The 15,980-nt window shown below is 64.1% G+C and carries 16 protein-coding genes; 10 read left to right on the top strand and 6 right to left on the bottom strand.

Annotated features, from left to right (window positions below; all coding sequences use genetic code 11):
- Positions 1 to 5: 5 nt before the first annotated feature.
- From ABIC09_RS13090 to ABIC09_RS13055, 8 genes are all read left to right on the top strand, one after another.
- A complete protein-coding gene (locus ABIC09_RS13090; RefSeq protein ID WP_354109511.1) occupies positions 6 to 830 on the top strand; it encodes an SDR family NAD(P)-dependent oxidoreductase in 825 nt (274 codons plus the stop codon).
- Between the two features lie 213 nt (positions 831 to 1,043).
- Positions 1,044 to 1,817 carry a motility protein A gene (locus ABIC09_RS13085; RefSeq protein ID WP_148753133.1) on the top strand — a complete coding sequence of 258 codons (774 nt, stop codon included), beginning with the start codon at positions 1,044 to 1,046 and terminating at the stop codon, positions 1,815 to 1,817.
- A 23-nt stretch (positions 1,818 to 1,840) separates the two neighbouring features.
- Positions 1,841 to 2,668, top strand: a complete 828-nt coding sequence (locus tag ABIC09_RS13080) for an OmpA/MotB family protein (protein ID WP_148753132.1) — start codon at positions 1,841 to 1,843, stop codon at positions 2,666 to 2,668.
- A 173-nt stretch (positions 2,669 to 2,841) separates the two neighbouring features.
- On the top strand, positions 2,842 to 4,740 hold the full coding sequence (locus tag ABIC09_RS13075) for a potassium transporter Kup (RefSeq protein ID WP_354109510.1): 1,899 nt from the start codon (positions 2,842 to 2,844) through the stop codon (positions 4,738 to 4,740).
- Between the two features lie 155 nt (positions 4,741 to 4,895).
- Positions 4,896 to 6,824 carry a potassium transporter Kup gene (locus tag ABIC09_RS13070; RefSeq protein ID WP_354109509.1) on the top strand — a complete coding sequence of 643 codons (1,929 nt, stop codon included), beginning with the start codon at positions 4,896 to 4,898 and terminating at the stop codon, positions 6,822 to 6,824.
- Between the two features lie 171 nt (positions 6,825 to 6,995).
- Positions 6,996 to 7,322, top strand: coding sequence for a rhodanese-like domain-containing protein (locus ABIC09_RS13065; protein WP_148753129.1), 327 nt, complete (start codon positions 6,996 to 6,998; stop codon positions 7,320 to 7,322).
- 7 nt (positions 7,323 to 7,329) lie between these two features.
- Positions 7,330 to 8,508: an aminotransferase gene (locus ABIC09_RS13060; protein ID WP_148753128.1), complete on the top strand. Its 1,179-nt coding sequence runs from the start codon at positions 7,330 to 7,332 to the stop codon at positions 8,506 to 8,508.
- 7 nt (positions 8,509 to 8,515) lie between these two features.
- The gene (locus ABIC09_RS13055) at positions 8,516 to 9,640 is read left to right on the top strand and encodes a polyamine ABC transporter substrate-binding protein (protein WP_354109508.1); all 1,125 of its coding nucleotides are present in this window, start codon (positions 8,516 to 8,518) and stop codon (positions 9,638 to 9,640) included.
- 100 nt (positions 9,641 to 9,740) lie between these two features.
- On the opposite strand, the gene ABIC09_RS13050 is transcribed toward ABIC09_RS13055, so the two are convergent.
- The 6 genes from ABIC09_RS13050 to ABIC09_RS13025 form a co-directional block, all read right to left on the bottom strand.
- A complete protein-coding gene (locus tag ABIC09_RS13050) occupies positions 9,741 to 10,676 on the bottom strand; it encodes a lipid A biosynthesis lauroyl acyltransferase (RefSeq protein WP_354085364.1) in 936 nt (311 codons plus the stop codon).
- Between the two features lie 8 nt (positions 10,677 to 10,684).
- Positions 10,685 to 11,962: a beta-ketoacyl-ACP synthase gene (locus tag ABIC09_RS13045; protein WP_148753122.1), complete on the bottom strand. Its 1,278-nt coding sequence runs from the start codon at positions 11,960 to 11,962 to the stop codon at positions 10,685 to 10,687.
- A 20-nt stretch (positions 11,963 to 11,982) separates the two neighbouring features.
- A complete protein-coding gene (locus ABIC09_RS13040) occupies positions 11,983 to 13,185 on the bottom strand; it encodes a beta-ketoacyl-ACP synthase (protein WP_148753121.1) in 1,203 nt (400 codons plus the stop codon).
- Positions 13,182 to 13,652 (bottom strand): 3-hydroxyacyl-ACP dehydratase FabZ family protein, encoded by a 471-nt coding sequence (locus ABIC09_RS13035; protein ID WP_354033878.1) that lies wholly within the window; start codon positions 13,650 to 13,652, stop codon positions 13,182 to 13,184. The genes ABIC09_RS13040 and ABIC09_RS13035 overlap by 4 nt, the downstream gene beginning before the upstream one ends.
- Before the next feature lie 10 nt (positions 13,653 to 13,662).
- Positions 13,663 to 13,950, bottom strand: a complete 288-nt coding sequence (locus ABIC09_RS13030; protein WP_007592476.1) for an acyl carrier protein — start codon at positions 13,948 to 13,950, stop codon at positions 13,663 to 13,665.
- 265 nt (positions 13,951 to 14,215) lie between these two features.
- Positions 14,216 to 14,560: a hypothetical protein gene (locus ABIC09_RS13025; RefSeq protein WP_354033880.1), complete on the bottom strand. Its 345-nt coding sequence runs from the start codon at positions 14,558 to 14,560 to the stop codon at positions 14,216 to 14,218.
- Between the two features lie 314 nt (positions 14,561 to 14,874).
- Between ABIC09_RS13025 and ABIC09_RS13020 the strand changes: the two genes are divergently transcribed.
- On the top strand, positions 14,875 to 15,504 hold the full coding sequence (locus ABIC09_RS13020; protein ID WP_354033881.1) for a ParB-like protein: 630 nt from the start codon (positions 14,875 to 14,877) through the stop codon (positions 15,502 to 15,504).
- 171 nt (positions 15,505 to 15,675) lie between these two features.
- Positions 15,676 to 15,819 (top strand): hypothetical protein, encoded by a 144-nt coding sequence (locus tag ABIC09_RS13015; RefSeq protein WP_187435057.1) that lies wholly within the window; start codon positions 15,676 to 15,678, stop codon positions 15,817 to 15,819.
- Positions 15,820 to 15,980 lie beyond the last annotated feature (161 nt).

Genomic DNA, 15,980 nt, shown 5'->3' with positions numbered 1-15,980 from the left:
GCTCCATGGACATGCGCGGCAAGACGGTTCTGATCACAGGCTCGACCGATGGTGTCGGGCGCTATGTCGCAAGCCGCCTTGCCGCCGAGGGCGCACGCGTTCTGATCCATGGTCGGAGTGTCGAGCGTGCAAAATCACTGATCGACGAGATCGTGAAGGCCGGCCACACTGCGCCGACCTTCTATCAAGCCGATCTGTCGTCGATGGCAGGCACGCGCGCGCTCGCCGACGCCGTGACGCGCGATCATCAGCGTCTCGACGTCTTCGTCAGCAATGCCGGCATCGGCTCGCAGAACGGCGGTCCGCAGCGTCAGGAGAGCCGCGACGGTCACGAACTGCGCTTTGCCGTGAACTATCTCTCGGGCTTTCTGCTCGTCCATCTGCTGCTGCCGTTGCTGAAGGCTGCAGCACCTTCGCGCATCGTCAATGTCGCGTCGCTCGGCCAGCATCCGATCGATTTCGACGACGTCATGATCACGAAGGGCTACAGCGGCTCGCGCGCCTATGCGCAGAGCAAGCTGTCGCAGATCACGCTCACGATCGATCTCGCGGCCGAGCTCAAGGACGTCGGCATCACCGTGAATTCGTTGCATCCGGCGACCTATATGAACACCACGATGGTACGCGCCGGCGGCATCACGCCGATGTCGACGGTGGAGCAAGGTGGTGCTGCCATCCTGCATCTGGTCCAGGGCGACGATGTCGCGGGCAAGAGCGGCCTGTTCTTCAACGGCATGAACGAGGCGCGCGCCAATCCGCAGGCCTATGACGCCGATGCGCGCAGGCGCCTGCGCGCGCTCAGCCTGGAGCTGACAGGACTGTCGTCCTGACGCGCCTCATTCATGGTTAGCAGAACGTTGAGATTGGTGTCGCAGAACGGCAAAGCCGCCGTCATTTCCGCGCACCGCGCCGCTCCGTCGCATCGGCTGAACTTAACCTTTACGCGGCTTTAAGGGCGGGTCTTTAGGGTTTCCGATGCGGTTCGGGGTTGGACCGCGCCACCGGCCAGGACGGCCGTTGTTGCGTTCGCTTTGGAGACTCCCATGGATATTATGACGGGCGCCGGCCTCTTGGCGGGCATGATCGTCATCGCGACGATGGTGTTTCTCGGCGGCGATCTGCACATGTTCATCAGCGATCATGCGATGATCATCATCTTCGGAGGATCGGCCGCAGCGACCATGATCCGCTTTCCGCTCTCGGCGCTGATGCACGGCCTGCCGCTTGGCGCCAAGTTCGCCTTCACGATGAGCCGTCTGTCGGCCCATGATCTTGTCGACGAGCTCGCCCGCATCGCCGAGATCGCGCGCAAGCAGGGCCCGGTCGGCCTGGAAAAGGTCGAGACCGACGAGCCGTTCCTCGCCAAGGGCATCCGCTACGTCGCCGACGGCTACGATCTCGATTTCATCAGGGATAATCTGGAGCGCGATCGCGACAATTTCCTGTTGCATCTCAACGAAGGCAGCAAGATCTACCGCGCCGTCGGCGACTGCGCGCCTGCATTCGGCATGATCGGGACGCTGATCGGCATGGTGCAGATGTTTTCGAACATGTCGGATCCCTCGAAGCTCGGCCCGTTCATGGCGACCGCCCTGCTGGCAACTCTGTATGGTGCGTTGGTCGCGAACCTGCTCTGCCTGCCGATCGCTGATAAGCTGCATGGCAAGCTGATCGACGAGGAAACCAATCGCACGCTGATCATCGACGGCATTCTGATGATTCGCGACTCCAAGAGCCCGACTTTGGTGCGCGAAATGCTTCTGGCCTATCTGCCCGAGAAGCACCGCCACGCCGAAGGCGAGCCGGTTCCGGCGTAACGCCGGACGTCGGGACCTGACCGATGGCAAAGAAGAAACGCGAAGAAGCACATGGCGGCCATGGCTGGTTCGTGACGTTTGCGGATCTGATGGCGTTGCTGCTGGCGTTTTTCGTGATGCTGGTCGCATTCTCCACCCAGGACGCCAACAAGCTGAAGATCGTCGCAGGCTCCATGCGCGAGGCCTTCGGCGTCCAGAGCGAAGCGCGCTACGCCGGCATCATCGAATCCGACGGCCTGCCGACCCGCGCGCGGCTGAAGAACGTCGACCACATCCAGCCTGAGGAGGCCTCCAACACGCCGACACCGGACCAGGAGGATCGCGACAAGACGTCCGGCGCCAAGATCAAGGTCGACCGCAACTTCGCGCTCGCCGCTGCCTCGCTGCGACAGGCCTTGCAGGACCTGCCGGAGCTGACCGAGATGTCCAAGCACATCATGTTCGAGGAGACCAAGCAGGGCCTCAATCTCGAGATCGTCGACCAGGACGGCCGCTCGATGTTCGCTGACGGCTCCAAGGTGCCCTACGACCGCACCCGCCGCCTGATCGAGAAGCTCGCGGTGCCCCTCAAGGCGACCCCCTTGCGCGTCTCGATCGCCGGCCACACTGCGGCCGGCTTCGTGCCGACCCGCAGCGACTACGGTGCCTTCGACCTGTCGGCTGACCGCGCCAACGCCGTGCGCCAGATCCTCGAGCGCGAGGGCCTGCCGCCGTCGCATATTTTCGCCGTCTCCGGCAAGGCGGACACGCAGCCGCTGTTCCCGGACGATCCGTCGCTGGCGGCGAACCGCCGCGTCACCATCACCTTGATGCGAGAGGATCCGCCGCTGCCGCCGAACTTGAAGCCCTAAACCTCTTGCGCTACCATTTTACCTGAGGCTGTTCGTCGCGAAGACGACGAACGTGGCCGCGCCGTTACAGCATCTCGCTCCGCGCCTGCTATGGTGGGGGGCCGATTGACAGGCGCGCCGGAAGCTTCAAAAGGCGCCGGATCAATTCCAGGGACGAAGCGTTTTCCACCCTCATGACGGCGAGCATCACATCGACCGAGACCCAGGAAGGGCCGGTCACCTCCGGCTTTTGGTCCCTCACGCTCGGGAGCATCGGTGTCGTCTTTGGCGACATCGGCACCTCGCCACTTTACGCGTTCCACGAGGCGGTCGGGGGCGCGGCCCATGGCGAGCCGGTGACGCGGATCATGGTGCTCGGCGTGCTCTCGCTGATCCTGTGGGCGCTTCTGATCGTCGTCACCGCCAAATATGTCCTGCTGCTGCTGCGGGCCGACAATAACGGGGAGGGCGGCACGCTCTCGCTGATGGCGCTCGGCCAACGCGCGCTGGGGCGGCGGAGCTGGTTCCTGCTCGCGCTCGGCGTGGTCGGCGCCTCCATGTTCATCGGCGATTCCATGATCACGCCGGCGATCTCGGTACTGTCGGCGGTCGACGGCCTCAAGCTCGCGACGCCGGCGTTCGAGCACTATGTCGTGCCGCTGACGGTGCTGATCCTGGTGCTGCTGTTCGCGGTCCAGAGCAAGGGGACCGCGCTGGTGGCTTCGGCCTTCGGGCCGGTGATGGTCATCTGGTTCACCGTCCTGGCGGTGCTGGGCGTCATTCACATCGCCGACGATCCGTCCGTGCTGGCCGCGATCAATCCCTATTATGCGTTCCAATTCCTGCTGTCGCACGGCACGATCGGCCTGGTGACGCTTGGCGCGGTTTTCCTCGCCGTAACCGGTGGCGAGGCGCTCTATGCCGACCTTGGCCATTTCGGCCGCAAGCCGATCCAGTCGGCCTGGATGTTCTTCGTGCTGCCGTCGCTGCTGATCAATTATTTCGGGCAGGGCGCACTGGTGCTTTCCGATCCAAGCGCGATCGAGCACTCGTTCTATCGCATGGTGCCGGAGCATCTGTTGCTGCCGCTGGTCGGCCTTGCAACCGCGGCCACCGTGATCGCGAGCCAGGCGGTGATCACCGGCGCCTATTCGCTGGTCTATCAGGCGGTGCAGCTCGGCCTCCTGCCGCGCTTCGAGGTGCGCTACACCTCCGAGAGCCATGCCGGCCAGATCTATCTGCCGCGCGTCAACCGGCTGCTGCTGATTGGCGTGATGCTGCTGGTGTTGCTGTTCCACACGCCCAGCAATCTGGCTTCGGCCTATGGCATCGCGGTCTCCACCACCATGGTTGCCGATGGCATCATGGGTTTTGTGGTGATCTGGAAATTGTGGAACTGGCGCGCCGCGACGGCCGCGGTCGTGATCCTGCCCTTCGTCATGGTCGACATGACCTTCTTCAGCGCCAACCTGCTGAAGCTGCTCGAAGGCGCCTGGGTGCCGCTGCTGTTCGGTGTGGCGATGGCAGGGACGATCTGGACCTGGCGGCGCGGCTCGGGAATTCTGATCCAGAAGACGCGCCGGATCGAGGTGCCGCTGGACGATCTGATCCGCAGCCTGGAGAAGCGGCCGCCGCACATCGTCAAGGGCACGGCGGTGTTTTTGACCAGCGATCCCGCCTTCGTGCCGACCGCGCTCCTGCACAATCTCAAGCACAACAAGGTGCTGCACGAGCACAACGTGATCCTGACCATCGAAACCGCGCACACGCCGCGGGTCGATCTCTCCGAGCGCTTCAAGATGGAGAAGATCAGCGAGAAGTTCTCCAAGGTCCGGCTGCGCTTCGGCTTTATGGAGCAGCCGAACGTGCCCAAGGCGCTCGCGATTGCGCGCAAGCAGGGCTGGCAGTTCGACATCATGTCGACGTCGTTCTTCGTGTCTCGGCGCTCGCTGAAGGCGTCGGCGCAGTCGGGCATGCCGCTCTGGCAGGATCACCTGTTCATCGCGCTCAGCCGCTCAGCCAACGATGCCACCGACTATTTCCAGATTCCGACCGGGCGGGTGGTTGAAGTCGGAACCCAAGTCACCATTTGAGCCTTCCATAGGGACGCAATTGGCGGACCCATGCGGATTTGCATGCCAAGGGCCCAAAATCGGGCTAGGCTATGCCACCAGCGCAGGACTATAAGCCGCGCGCGCTCCTCCGCCATTGTGCAGTGAAGCATTTTTAGAGGCCACCAGGCTCTCCCATGACAAGTGACGTAGCAGTTCCCGCCCCGGAAACGGCGGCGGCCAATGGGCATGGCGACGCCCACACTACCGCCGGTTTCGGCGCGCTGACGCTCGGCAGCATCGGCGTGGTCTACGGCGACATCGGCACCAGCCCGCTCTACGCGTTCCGCGAGGCGGTGATGGCGGCCTCGGGCGCGGAAGGCGCGCCAACGTCGGCGGCTGTTCTCGGCGTGGTGTCCCTGATCCTGTGGGCGCTGATCGTCGTGGTGACGCTCAAATACGTCGTGATCCTGCTCCGTGCCGACAACAACGGCGAGGGCGGCACGCTGGCCTTGATGGCGCTGGCCCAGCGCGCTGTCGGCACCGGCGGGGCGACCATCGTCCTGTTCGGCATCATCTCCGGCGCCTTGTTCTACGGCGATGCCGTGATCACGCCGGCGGTCTCGGTGCTGTCGGCCCTCGAAGGCATGAAGGACGTCACGCTGCGGTTCGAGCCCTATATCGTTCCGCTGACCGTGGTGATCCTGGTCGTCCTGTTCGCCGTGCAATCGCGCGGCACCGCCCGCGTTGCGGCGTTCTTCGGACCCGTGATGTGCGTCTGGTTCGCGGTGATCGCGGTCGCGGCGATCCATCCGATCATCGAGCAGCCGCAGGTGCTGTTGGCGCTGAACCCGTTCTACGCGGTGTCCTTCATGTTCCACCACGGCATCATCGGCTTCGTGACGCTGGGTGCCGTGTTCCTGGCCGTTACAGGCGCCGAGGCGCTCTATGCCGATCTCGGCCATTTCGGCAAGCGGCCGATCCAGACCGCCTGGCTGTTCATCGTGCTGCCGTCGCTGGCGCTGAATTATCTGGGGCAGGGCGCTCTCGTCCTCGGCGATCCCGGCGCGATCGAGAGCCCGTTCTTCCAGCTCTTCCCGCAAGGCATTATTCGCGGCTGCATGGTCGTGCTGGCCACGGCCGCCACCGTCATCGCGAGCCAGGCCGTTATCACCGGCGCCTATTCGCTGACGCGGCAGGCGATCCAGCTCGGGCTGCTGCCCCGATTCGAAATTCGCCATACCTCTGAAGCTCATTCCGGCCAGATCTTCATCCCGCGCATCAACCAGCTGCTGCTGGTTGCGGTGATCATGATGGTGCTGCTGTTCCGCTCCTCCAGCGCGCTCGCCTCCGCCTACGGTATCTCCGTGACCGGCACGATGGTCGTCACGGGGATGATGGGCTTTGTGGTGATCTGGAAGGCCTGGAAGTGGTCGCCGTGGTCGGCGGCCGCCCTGATCGCGCCGTTCCTGTTCCTCGACCTGACCTTCCTGGCCGCCAATTTGCTCAAGGTGTTCGAGGGCGGCTGGGTGCCGCTGGCGCTCGGCGCACTCATGATCCTCATGATGTACACGTGGCGCCGCGGCAGCCGGCTCTTGTTCGAGAAGTCGCGCAAGCTCGAATTCCCGCTCGCCGACCTCGTGGCGATGCTGGAGAAGCGGCCGCCGCAGCGAGTGCCCGGCACCGCCGTATTCCTGACCAGCGACCCCCTGAGCGCACCGACCGCGCTGATGCATAGTCTGAAACACTACAAAGTGCTTCACGAGAAGAATGTCATTCTCACCATCGAGACCGCGCAGACACCGCGCATCGATCCGGCCGAGCGGGTCAAGCTGGAGCAGATCAGCCCGACCTTCTCCAAGGTGACGCTGAAGTTCGGCTTCATGGAATCGCCCAACGTGCCGAAGGCGCTGGCGATCGCCCGCAAGCTGGGCTGGCAGTTCGACATCATGTCGACCTCGTTCTTCCTGTCGCGCAGGGCGCTCAAGCCCGCCGCCCATTCCGGCATGCCGCGCTGGCAGGACCGGCTGTTCATCTCGCTCAGCCGCTCCGCCAACGATGCCACCGACTATTTCCAGATCCCGAGCGGCCGCGTGGTCGAGGTCGGTACGCAGGTCACGATCTAGGCTGACGATGATGGGCCGGGATTCAAAGCGCACTTCAAGTCGCTGCAATTTAGCTTTAACTTGCGCAAGGCAGCTCAAGCCTTTGTAGCGCTTGATTTTCGGCGTCCGAGAGGCGAGGTTGCCCGCCGGCCGGGATCGCCCCGGCGGCGCCCTGCGACGTTGGAGGATGATGTGGCAAATCAAGTACAGGATCTGACCCCGGACGAAGTCTCCAAGGGTGTCGCGGAAGGGCGCTATCTTCTCGTCGACGTCCGTGAGCCGAACGAGGTCGAGGCCGAGGCCTACCCTTATGGCGTGGTCGTGCCGCTCTCGACCTTCGATCCCAAGACGATCCCGGATCCGCAGGGCAAAGAGGTCGTGTTTGCCTGCCGCTCGGGCAAGCGCTCGGTCACGGCCTCGCTGGCGGCGCAGGCGGCGGGCCTGGCTTACGACAAGCATCTGGCCGGCGGCATGCTCGGCTGGAAGGCGGCGGGCCTTCCCAGCAAGGTCGGTGGCTAACGACGCGATGACCAAGAGCTCTTCGCTGAACAAGGTCTTTGCCGATCTTCCCGTCACCATCTTCGAGGCGATGTCGCAGGCCGCGCGCGACAACAACGCCATCAATCTCGGCCAGGGCTTTCCTGACGATCCCGGCCCCGAGGACATCCGCCGCGCCGCCGCCGACGCCTCGCTCAACGGCTACAACCAGTATCCGTCGATGATGGGCATCCCGGAGCTGCGCCAGGCGATCGCGACCCATTACGGCCATTGGCACAACCTCAAGCTCGATCCGATGAGCGAGGTGATGGTGACCTCCGGCGGCACCGAGGCGCTGACCTCGGCGATCCTGTCGGTGGTGCAGCCCGGCGACGAGGTGGTCTGCTTCCAGCCGGTCTATGATTCCTATCTGCCGATCATCCGCCAGGCCGGCGGCATTCCGCGGCTCGTGCGCCTTGAGCCTCCGCATTGGCGGCTGAATGAGGACATGCTGAAAAGCGTCTTCAATTCAAAGACCAAGGCGGTGCTGTTCAACAATCCCCTGAATCCCTCCGCGGTGGTCTATCCGCGCGAGGACCTCGAGCTCTTGGCGCGCTACTGCCAGGAGTTCGACGTCATCGCTATCTGCGACGAGGTCTGGGAGCACGTCACCTTCGACGCGCACAAGCACATCCCGCTGATCACCATCCCCGGCATGCGCGACCGCACCATCAAGGTCGGCTCGGCCGGCAAGATCTTCTCGCTGACGGGCTGGAAGATCGGCTTCGTCTGCGCCGCGCCGCCGCTCTTGCGCGTCGCCGCCAAGGTGCACCAGTTCCTGACCTTCACGACGGCGCCGAACCTCCAGGCCGCCGTCGCCTATGGCCTCGGCAAGCCCGACGAGTATTTCCTGTCGATGCGCCAGGATCTGGCCCGGAGCAGGGACCGCCTGACCAAGGGGCTGGAGAGCCTCGGCTTCCCCGTGCTGAAGTCGCAGGGCACCTACTTCCTCACCGTCGACCTGTCGCCGCTCGGGCTCAACGAGAGCGATGCCGAGTTCTGCTGGCGGATCGTCAGGGATTACAAGGTCGCCGCGATTCCGGTCTCGGCGTTCTACGAGCAGGACCCGGTGACCTCGGTGGTCCGCTTCTGCTTTGCCAAGAAGGACCAGACGCTCGACACCGCGCTGGATCGGCTGTCGGACGCGGTACGCGGACGCAAGAGGTAGACCTAAGATGACGAACGTCAGCCGCTTCAGGCTTTGCCTTGGTTTAGCAATCGCCGCAGCGCTGACGTTGCTCTCGCCTCCGGCGGGAGCCGAGGAGCGGGTCGTCAACTTCTACAACTGGTCGAACTACATGGCGCCTGACGTCCTTGAGGCCTTCACCAAGGAGACCGGCATCAAGGTGGTCTACGACACGTTCGATGCCAACGAGACGCTGGAGACGCGCCTGATGGCCGGCAAGTCCGGCTACGACGTCGTGGTGCCCACCGCCTATTTCCTGCAGCGCCAGATCAAGGCGAACATCTTCCAGAAGCTCGACAAGTCGAAGCTGCCGAACCTCGCCAACGCCTGGCCGATGGTGACCAGGAATCTGGCGACCTACGATCCCGGCAACGAGTTTGCCGTGAACTACATGTGGGGCACGACCGGCATCGGCTACAACGTCGCCAAGGTGAAGCAGATCCTCGGGCCCGACGCCAGGATCGACAGCTGGGACATCGTCTTCAAGCCGGAGAACCTCGCGAAGTTCAGAGACTGCGGCGTGCACATGCTCGACTCCGCCGACGACATCTTTCCGGCGGCGCTGAACTATCTCGGGCTCGATCCGAACTCGACCAAGCAGGCTGATCTGGAGAAGGCCGCCGACATCGTCGCCAAGGTTCGCCCGTCGGTTCGAAAATTTCACTCGTCCGAATATCTGAGCGCACTCGCCACCGGCGAGATCTGTTTCGTGGTCGGCTGGTCCGGCGACATCATGCAGGCGCGCGCCCGCGCCGCCGAAGCCAGGAAAGACAATAGCAGCGGCATCGAGATCGGCTATGCGATCCCGAAGGAGGGCGCGCAGATGTTCTTCGACAATCTCGCGATCCCCGCGGATGCGAAGAACGTCGGGGAAGCCTACGAGCTGATCAACTATCTCTATCGCCCGGATGTCGCCGCCAAGAACTCGGACTTTTTGTCTTATGCCAACGGCAACCTCGCCAGCCAGAAGCTGGTCGATCCGAAAATCTTGAACGACAAAAATATCTATCCGGACGACGCGACGCTCGCAAAGCTGTTCGTCATCACCGCCCGCGACCCGGCCACCCAGCGCATCATCAATCGGCTGTGGACGAAGGTGAAGACGGGTCGGTGAGGGGGCCGCAACCGTCGTTGCGAGCGAAGCGAAGCAATCCAGAATCCCTCCGCGGCGGCAGCCTGGATTGCTTCGCTTCGCTCGCAATGACGAAACAAGATCACCGCCACCTGCGGTGCAGCCACAACCACTGCTCGGGATGCTCGCGCACCCAGCCTTCCACCACGCTCGTGATCGCCTGCGTCGTGCCTTGGATGTCGATCTTGCCGTCGGCATCGCGCACCGGCGGGACTTCTTCGGTCAGCTCCGCGGCGAAGCGGCCGCCGGGCTTGCGGATGACGCGCACGCCGTGGATCGGGCATTCGACCTGGCGCAACAGGCGCGCCAGCATCGGATTGGCGCGGGTCTTGCGGCCGAAGAAGGTGACCTCGACGCCGTTGGTGAGGTACTGATCGATCAGCATGGCGACATGCTTGCCGTCCTGCAGCGCCTGCGCGAGCCGCAAGGGGGCGTCGCGGCCCGCGGGGATCAGCGTGCCCATGTTGACCTGACGCATCTCCTGGATGATGCGGTCGGCGGATGCGATGTTCGGGCGACGGTAGAGGATCGCGGCGTCCAGTCCATGCGCGACGGCGGCGATCGCCGGCAATTCCCAATTGGCGAGATGGGAGGTGAAGATCAGTGCCGGCTTGCCGTCGTCCCTGATCTGGTCGAACAGCTCGATGCTGCGCTTGGGCAGCTCGACCCGGCTGTTCTCGGGATGCTCGCGGTCGTAGTCCCAGACGTGGTCCATATGGGCGAATTCGGCGCCGACGCGGCCGAGATTGTCCCACACGCCCATCAGGATCTGCTCGATCTCTTCCGGCGACTTCTCGGGAAAGGCGGCGGCGAGGTTGGCGCGGCCGATGCGGTGCTCGCGCAGACGCGGGCCGATGGTCTTGGTGACGCGCGCGAAAAAGTCCGAGGTCTTGACCGGATCGAAATAGCGCGTGGTGCGCAGCATGCCGACGGTGGCAGCCCCGATCAGCGTTCCGCCGAGCGATTTGGCAGCCTGCTTCGCGGCCACCCGCGCGCGGGCCTTAATGCTTAGCGCCATGCGTCCGGTCAGGCCGGTTCGCGGGTCAGGATCAGCGATGCGTTCTGGCCGCCGAAGCCGAACGAGTTCGACATCACCGCGGTGACGCGGGCATCGCGCGCCTTGTTGCCGACCACGTCGAACAGGATCGTGGGATCCGGATTGTCGTAGTTGATGGTCGGCGGAATGCGCTGATGCTCGAGCGTGAGCAGCGAGAAGATCGCCTCGACCGCGCCCGCGGCCGAGATGGTATGGCCGACCATCGACTTGTTGGAGGTGACCGGAATCTTCTGCAGGAGATCGCCGAACACGGCCGATGTCGTGTTGTACTCCATCTTGTCGTTCTCGGGCGTCGCGGTGCCGTGCGCGTTGATGTGGTCGATCTGGTCCGGCGTCATGCCGGCATCGGCCAGCGTCTTGTTCATGCAGCCGATGATCGGCTTGCCGTCGGGAGACGAGCGGGTGCGATGGAAGGAATCGGTGAGCTCGCCGCAGCCGGCGATGACGCCGAGGATTTTTGCGCCACGCGCGGTCGCCGCCTCATAGCTCTCCAGCACCAGCGCGCCGGCGCCTTCGGCCATGACGAAGCCGTCGCGGTTCTTCGAGAACGGGCGGGAGGCCGCCTGCGGCGGATCATTCTGGGTCGACAGCGCCGAGAGCAGCGAGAAGCGCACCAGCGCCTCCGGATTCACGGTGCCGTCGGTTGCGACGCACAGAGCGGCATCGGTCTCGCCGCGGCGGATCGCCTCCACGCCGAGCTGGATCGAGGTGGCTCCGGATGCGCAGGCCGTCGACAGCGAGATCGGCGAGCCCTTGGTGCCGAAGGCCTCGGCAAGATGCGCGGCCACCGAGCCGAACATGAAGCGATGGTGATAGGCGCTGTACTTGCCGCCGCCGGAGATGCGCAGCAGATCGTCATAGGTGAAGTCGGGGGCGCCGACGGCGCGGCCAAGCTCGCGACGCTGCGGCCACTCGACCTCGACCGGCGCAACCGCGAGGAAGAGGGGGCCCGGAAAATCGCCCCTGGCGCCGATGCCGGCCTGCTCGAGGGCTTCCTGGGTGACGAGCTCCGCCATCCGCTCTGAGAGGCCGGTGGAGGAGAACGGATCGACGCTGACGAAATCTACCGTGCCGGCCATCGTGGTCTTCAGGCCGTCGATCGGAAAGCGCGTGATGGTGCGGATGCCGGATTCGCCCGCAACGAGCTTCGACCAATTGTCGGCCTTGCCGGCGCCGAGCGAGGTCGTGATGCCCATGCCGGTGACGACGACAACGGGACGCCCGAGTTTGTCGCGTGGTGCAGTCATGTGTCCCCCAAACGAATGAGCTAAACTGCCTCGACCAGCGCCATGCCTTCGCCGCGCCAGTGTCCGGCTCCCACCACTACGATCTGGGTGGGCGCCCCCTGCATTTCAATCTCGGTCCCGGTCGAATCGTTCGGCGGGAACAGCGCGCCGCGCGAGATCGCGAGCGCCGCGAGCGCAATGCCGAGCGGGAATTGCGTTTCCATGGTGTGCCCGAACATCGTGCCGGTCGAACGCACCGGGAAGTCGGCGTGCTTCTTCAGGAAGCCGCGCTCCTCCGACGTCGCCGGCTCCGCGCCGGTTGCGCCCGAGATGATCGCGCCCTTGCCATCGCGCTTCGGCAGCTTGGCCCAAAGCTTCTCCAGCGTCGCTTCCATGTCACCGGCCTGCTTGCGGCGGGCCAGATCCGTCACGACGCTCGACAGCTTTGCGAACGGTTTTGCGCCACGCGCTTCGGCGTGCGCCTTCGATTCCAGCACCAGGAAGGCGCCGGCCGAGCCGAGCGCGAAGCCGGCGTGGTCCTTGCGCTGCCACACGGGAGCGAACTTGTCCTTCAGATTGAAGTCACCGAATTCGTAGAGGACCATGAGGTCCTTGCGCTCGCCATTATGCGAGCCGCCGACCAGCGCAATGTCGCTCTCGCCAGAGGCGATGCGCGACAGCGCGATGCGGGCAGCATCGGCGCCCGCAACTTCTTCGCCCATGAAGGTGCGCGAGGTGCCGCCGAGACCGTTGACGATGGCAATGTTGCCGGCGAGCAGATTGGAGAGCTGGGCCAGAAACAGCGTCGGCCGGAGATCGCTCATCAGCCGCTCGTTGAGGAAGCCGGGCGCATTGGCGCCCTTGGCCTCGGCGGTCAGCACGCCGGTGTCGACGTTGAGATCGCGCTCGCCACCGCCAGCGGCGACCACCATGTCGATCTTCGACAGGATATCCTTGTTACCCTTGATGCCGGCCGAATCGAGCGCCAGGCCCGCGGCATAGACGCCGATGCGCTGCCAGGCTTCCATCTGGCGCTGGTCGCCCTTCTTGGGGATCTGGCTGTCGAAGGTAACAGGCAGCAGCGGGTGGACGATGTAGGGCGCAAAGCCCTTCTCGTCGACATTGATGCGCTTCTCCTGGAGCGCGGCCCAGTTGGCGTCCAGACCTTCGCCGAGCGAGGTGGCAAGGCCAATGCCGGTGATCCAGACTTCCGTCTGGCCGGGCTTCGAAGCAGTGTCGGTCATGGCGATACGGCCTGTTGCGGAAAGCCGACGCGTTTTGCGACCGCGTCCATGTATCCGCGGATATCTGCATTGGGGAAGGGGATCAGCGTGAAGGTGAGCGTCGAATTCGCGCGCAGCTTGCCGCCGACCCTGATCTTGGCTTCGGTCATGGCGTAGCCCGAGCCTTCATGGACGAGGCTCGCCTCGATGCTCATGAGCTCGCCCGGCAAAACCGAGCCGCGCACCTTGGCTTCCTTGACGGCGGCGAGAATCGGCATGCGCTCGAATTTCAAGACGCCAAGCAGGAGGAAGCCCGAGGCCTGCGCCATCGATTCGATCAGGAGCACGCCGGGCATCAGCGGATAGCCCGGGAAGTGCCCCTCGAAGATGGTGCTCTCCTTGGGGACCTGGGCCTCGACGACGATCTTCTTCTCGTCGACGTTGAGGTCGACGATGCGATCGATCATGTGGAAGTATTCGAGTTGCATGATCGCCCGATCAGGCGCTCGCGCCCTTGGCGGCAACCAGCTCGTCGATGCGCGCGCACAGGTTCTTCAGCACGAAATACTGCTCGGTGGTCGCCTTGCCGTCGTTGACTTCCTGGGTCCACTTTTCCAGCGGCAGCTTGATACCGAACTGCTTGTCGATTGCGAACGCGATGTCCAGGAAATCGAGGCTATCGATGCCGAGGTCATCGATGGCATGGCTATCCGGCGTGATCGTGTCGCGCGGGATGTCGCAGGTTTCAGCGATGATCGTAGCGACCTGATCGAATGTGGAGGACATCACTAAGCCTTTGATATATTGTTGGTATTTGTCATGTGGTCCAGAGTGGAACGGCAGGCGGGCATCGCGCCCCGAGTGACGCCCTCACCCCCTCTGGCCGGGTCGAAAGCCCGTATATCGGAGCGCCGCCCCGAGTTCAATGGAGCCGGACAGGGTGGGGACAGGCCTGGGGATGCCGGTTCTGGAGCGGTTTCGGCCGGTGGCCTGCCGGCAGGGGAGCTTCCGGCGCCAAGGCCCGTCGACAAGGCCTGTCGACAAGGCCTGCCTAGATGTGCGGGGTCGTGACCTTGACGCAGTCCCGCCGGCCCATCAGCACGCAATCCTGGGTCCGGCGCAAATCGGCGATGCTGACGGCGAGCCAAATCCCGATCGCGGTCAGCGCGATGGTGAAGGCGAGCGCGGCGATATTGGCGAGCATGCGATGGCGGAAGTCGTCCGGCTGATCGCGGGGCTGTTCGTAACGGGACAGGTCGAGCGGTTCGGGAGCCGTTGCGTGCAGCGGCTGTACGACGCCGCCGCCCCGGTGCATCAGGGGGGAGGCTGTCTTGCGCGGCCTGAACTGGAGCACCCGGTGCTCGTCGTCCGAGGTTATGGGCCGCTGGGATTTCATGGGGCGGGGATTACTCCGAAGCAGCGTTTTTTAGATAGCATAGGCGATGCAGGCGTTGCAGGAAATCTTCTCAGCGCGCACGTGCATTGCGCATTCGCATTATCTTTCCGGATCATTTTTCAGGCGCTTTCCTAGGCGCTGCGAACGCTCGTCGGAGCGGGTTGTCATTCCGGCGTCGGGGTCGCGCGGGTTGCGCTGCAACAACAACCGGGACGATGGCGCCGCATGCTCCGAACGCATATTGCCGCCGCAACGCCCATGGCATAATCGGGAACCTGGACCGCAAGCCGCCACCAGACGAGAGGCCCTCGACCATGACCACCACCAACGCGCGCGAGCCGAGAGTGCACCCGGTGTCGATCCTGTCGCTTCGGCCGACGCAGATGACGGTCGGCATGCGTGAGGTCAAGGAGAAGCGCAAGCGCTGGCGCGAGCACGGCAAGAAGAAGCAATCCGACCTGCTTGGCACCCATATGATCCCGGTCGTCGCCGGACCAGACGGGCGCTACTACGTCATCGATCACCATCATCTTGGCCGCGCGCTGCACGACGAGGGCATCAAGGAGGTGCTGGTGACCGTCGTCGGCGATCTCCGCATGGTCGACCGCGAAGCGTTCTGGGGCGTCATGGACAACAAGCGCTGGGTCTATCCCTACGACTCCAAGGGCGAGCGACGTCCATTCCGCGATCTGCCGAAATCTGTCGCCGACCTCAAGGACGATCCCTATCGCAGTCTCGCCGGCGAGCTTCGCCGCATGGGCGGCTTCGCCAAGGACACCACGCCGTTCTCCGAGTTTCTCTGGGCCGACTTCCTGCGCCGCAAGCTGACGCGCAAGGCGGTCGATGCCAATTTCGACAAGGCACTGGAGAAGGCGCTGGCCGCGGCCAAGAGCAAGGACGCGGTCTATCTGCCCGGCTGGTGCGGCCCGGCGTCGGACGATTGAGGCGCTGGCGCTCGCACCAGTCGCGACCCTTATGAGTTGGTTACGACATGCGCCCCGATAGGCTAGTTCCGATCACAGCCGCTTGAGCGACATCATTTTCCGCGCCGACGAAACCGTCCTGAAACAGAGCTACCCCATCTCTTGTGCTTCGAGCTCACACAGGAGGCGAAAATGCGCCGTCTGGTTTTCATAATTGCCCTGCTCGCAGTGGCTTCGGCCGGAATCTCTGCCTCGTTCGCCGCAGTTCACCAGGCCAGGACGCCGACCTTCGCCGAGCGTTTTGCGCCGGCGCTTCCGCTGATGGTGAAGCACTAGAGCGTTAGCCCATCTGACTGAATCGTTGGGGATTCACAAATCAGCGTTTTGGTGATTCAAGCTACCCGCCGGGACGGGAGGCCGGCGGGCATGGCGAAGCCGCTGTCGATGGACCTTCGGGAACGAGTGCTTGCCACCATTGCTGGCGGCGTATCCGGCCG

It is taken from the genome of Bradyrhizobium sp. S3.12.5, from assembly GCF_040548225.1.
GTDB lineage: Bacteria > Pseudomonadota > Alphaproteobacteria > Rhizobiales > Xanthobacteraceae > Bradyrhizobium > Bradyrhizobium cytisi.
Note: the sequence above shows the minus strand (reverse complement) of the source record. Positions and strands in the feature narration are given on the sequence as shown.

Excerpts from the sequence above, each read along its gene's own strand:
- ABIC09_RS13090 (WP_354109511.1), top strand. The coding sequence starts at position 6 with ATGGACATGCGCGGCAAGACGGTTCTGATCACAGGCTCGACCGATGGT.
- ABIC09_RS13085 (WP_148753133.1), top strand. The coding sequence starts at position 1,044 with ATGGATATTATGACGGGCGCCGGCCTCTTGGCGGGCATGATCGTCATC.
- ABIC09_RS13080 (WP_148753132.1), top strand. The coding sequence starts at position 1,841 with ATGGCAAAGAAGAAACGCGAAGAAGCACATGGCGGCCATGGCTGGTTC.
- ABIC09_RS13075 (WP_354109510.1), top strand. The coding sequence starts at position 2,842 with ATGACGGCGAGCATCACATCGACCGAGACCCAGGAAGGGCCGGTCACC.
- ABIC09_RS13070 (WP_354109509.1), top strand. The coding sequence starts at position 4,896 with ATGACAAGTGACGTAGCAGTTCCCGCCCCGGAAACGGCGGCGGCCAAT.
- ABIC09_RS13060 (WP_148753128.1), top strand. The coding sequence starts at position 7,330 with ATGACCAAGAGCTCTTCGCTGAACAAGGTCTTTGCCGATCTTCCCGTC.
- ABIC09_RS13055 (WP_354109508.1), top strand. The coding sequence starts at position 8,516 with ATGACGAACGTCAGCCGCTTCAGGCTTTGCCTTGGTTTAGCAATCGCC.
- ABIC09_RS13050 (WP_354085364.1), bottom strand. The coding sequence starts at position 10,676 with ATGGCGCTAAGCATTAAGGCCCGCGCGCGGGTGGCCGCGAAGCAGGCT.
- ABIC09_RS13045 (WP_148753122.1), bottom strand. The coding sequence starts at position 11,962 with ATGACTGCACCACGCGACAAACTCGGGCGTCCCGTTGTCGTCGTCACC.
- ABIC09_RS13040 (WP_148753121.1), bottom strand. The coding sequence starts at position 13,185 with ATGACCGACACTGCTTCGAAGCCCGGCCAGACGGAAGTCTGGATCACC.
- ABIC09_RS13035 (WP_354033878.1), bottom strand. The coding sequence starts at position 13,652 with ATGCAACTCGAATACTTCCACATGATCGATCGCATCGTCGACCTCAAC.
- ABIC09_RS13030 (WP_007592476.1), bottom strand. The coding sequence starts at position 13,950 with ATGTCCTCCACATTCGATCAGGTCGCTACGATCATCGCTGAAACCTGC.
- ABIC09_RS13025 (WP_354033880.1), bottom strand. The coding sequence starts at position 14,560 with ATGAAATCCCAGCGGCCCATAACCTCGGACGACGAGCACCGGGTGCTC.
- ABIC09_RS13020 (WP_354033881.1), top strand. The coding sequence starts at position 14,875 with ATGACCACCACCAACGCGCGCGAGCCGAGAGTGCACCCGGTGTCGATC.
- ABIC09_RS13015 (WP_187435057.1), top strand. The coding sequence starts at position 15,676 with ATGCGCCGTCTGGTTTTCATAATTGCCCTGCTCGCAGTGGCTTCGGCC.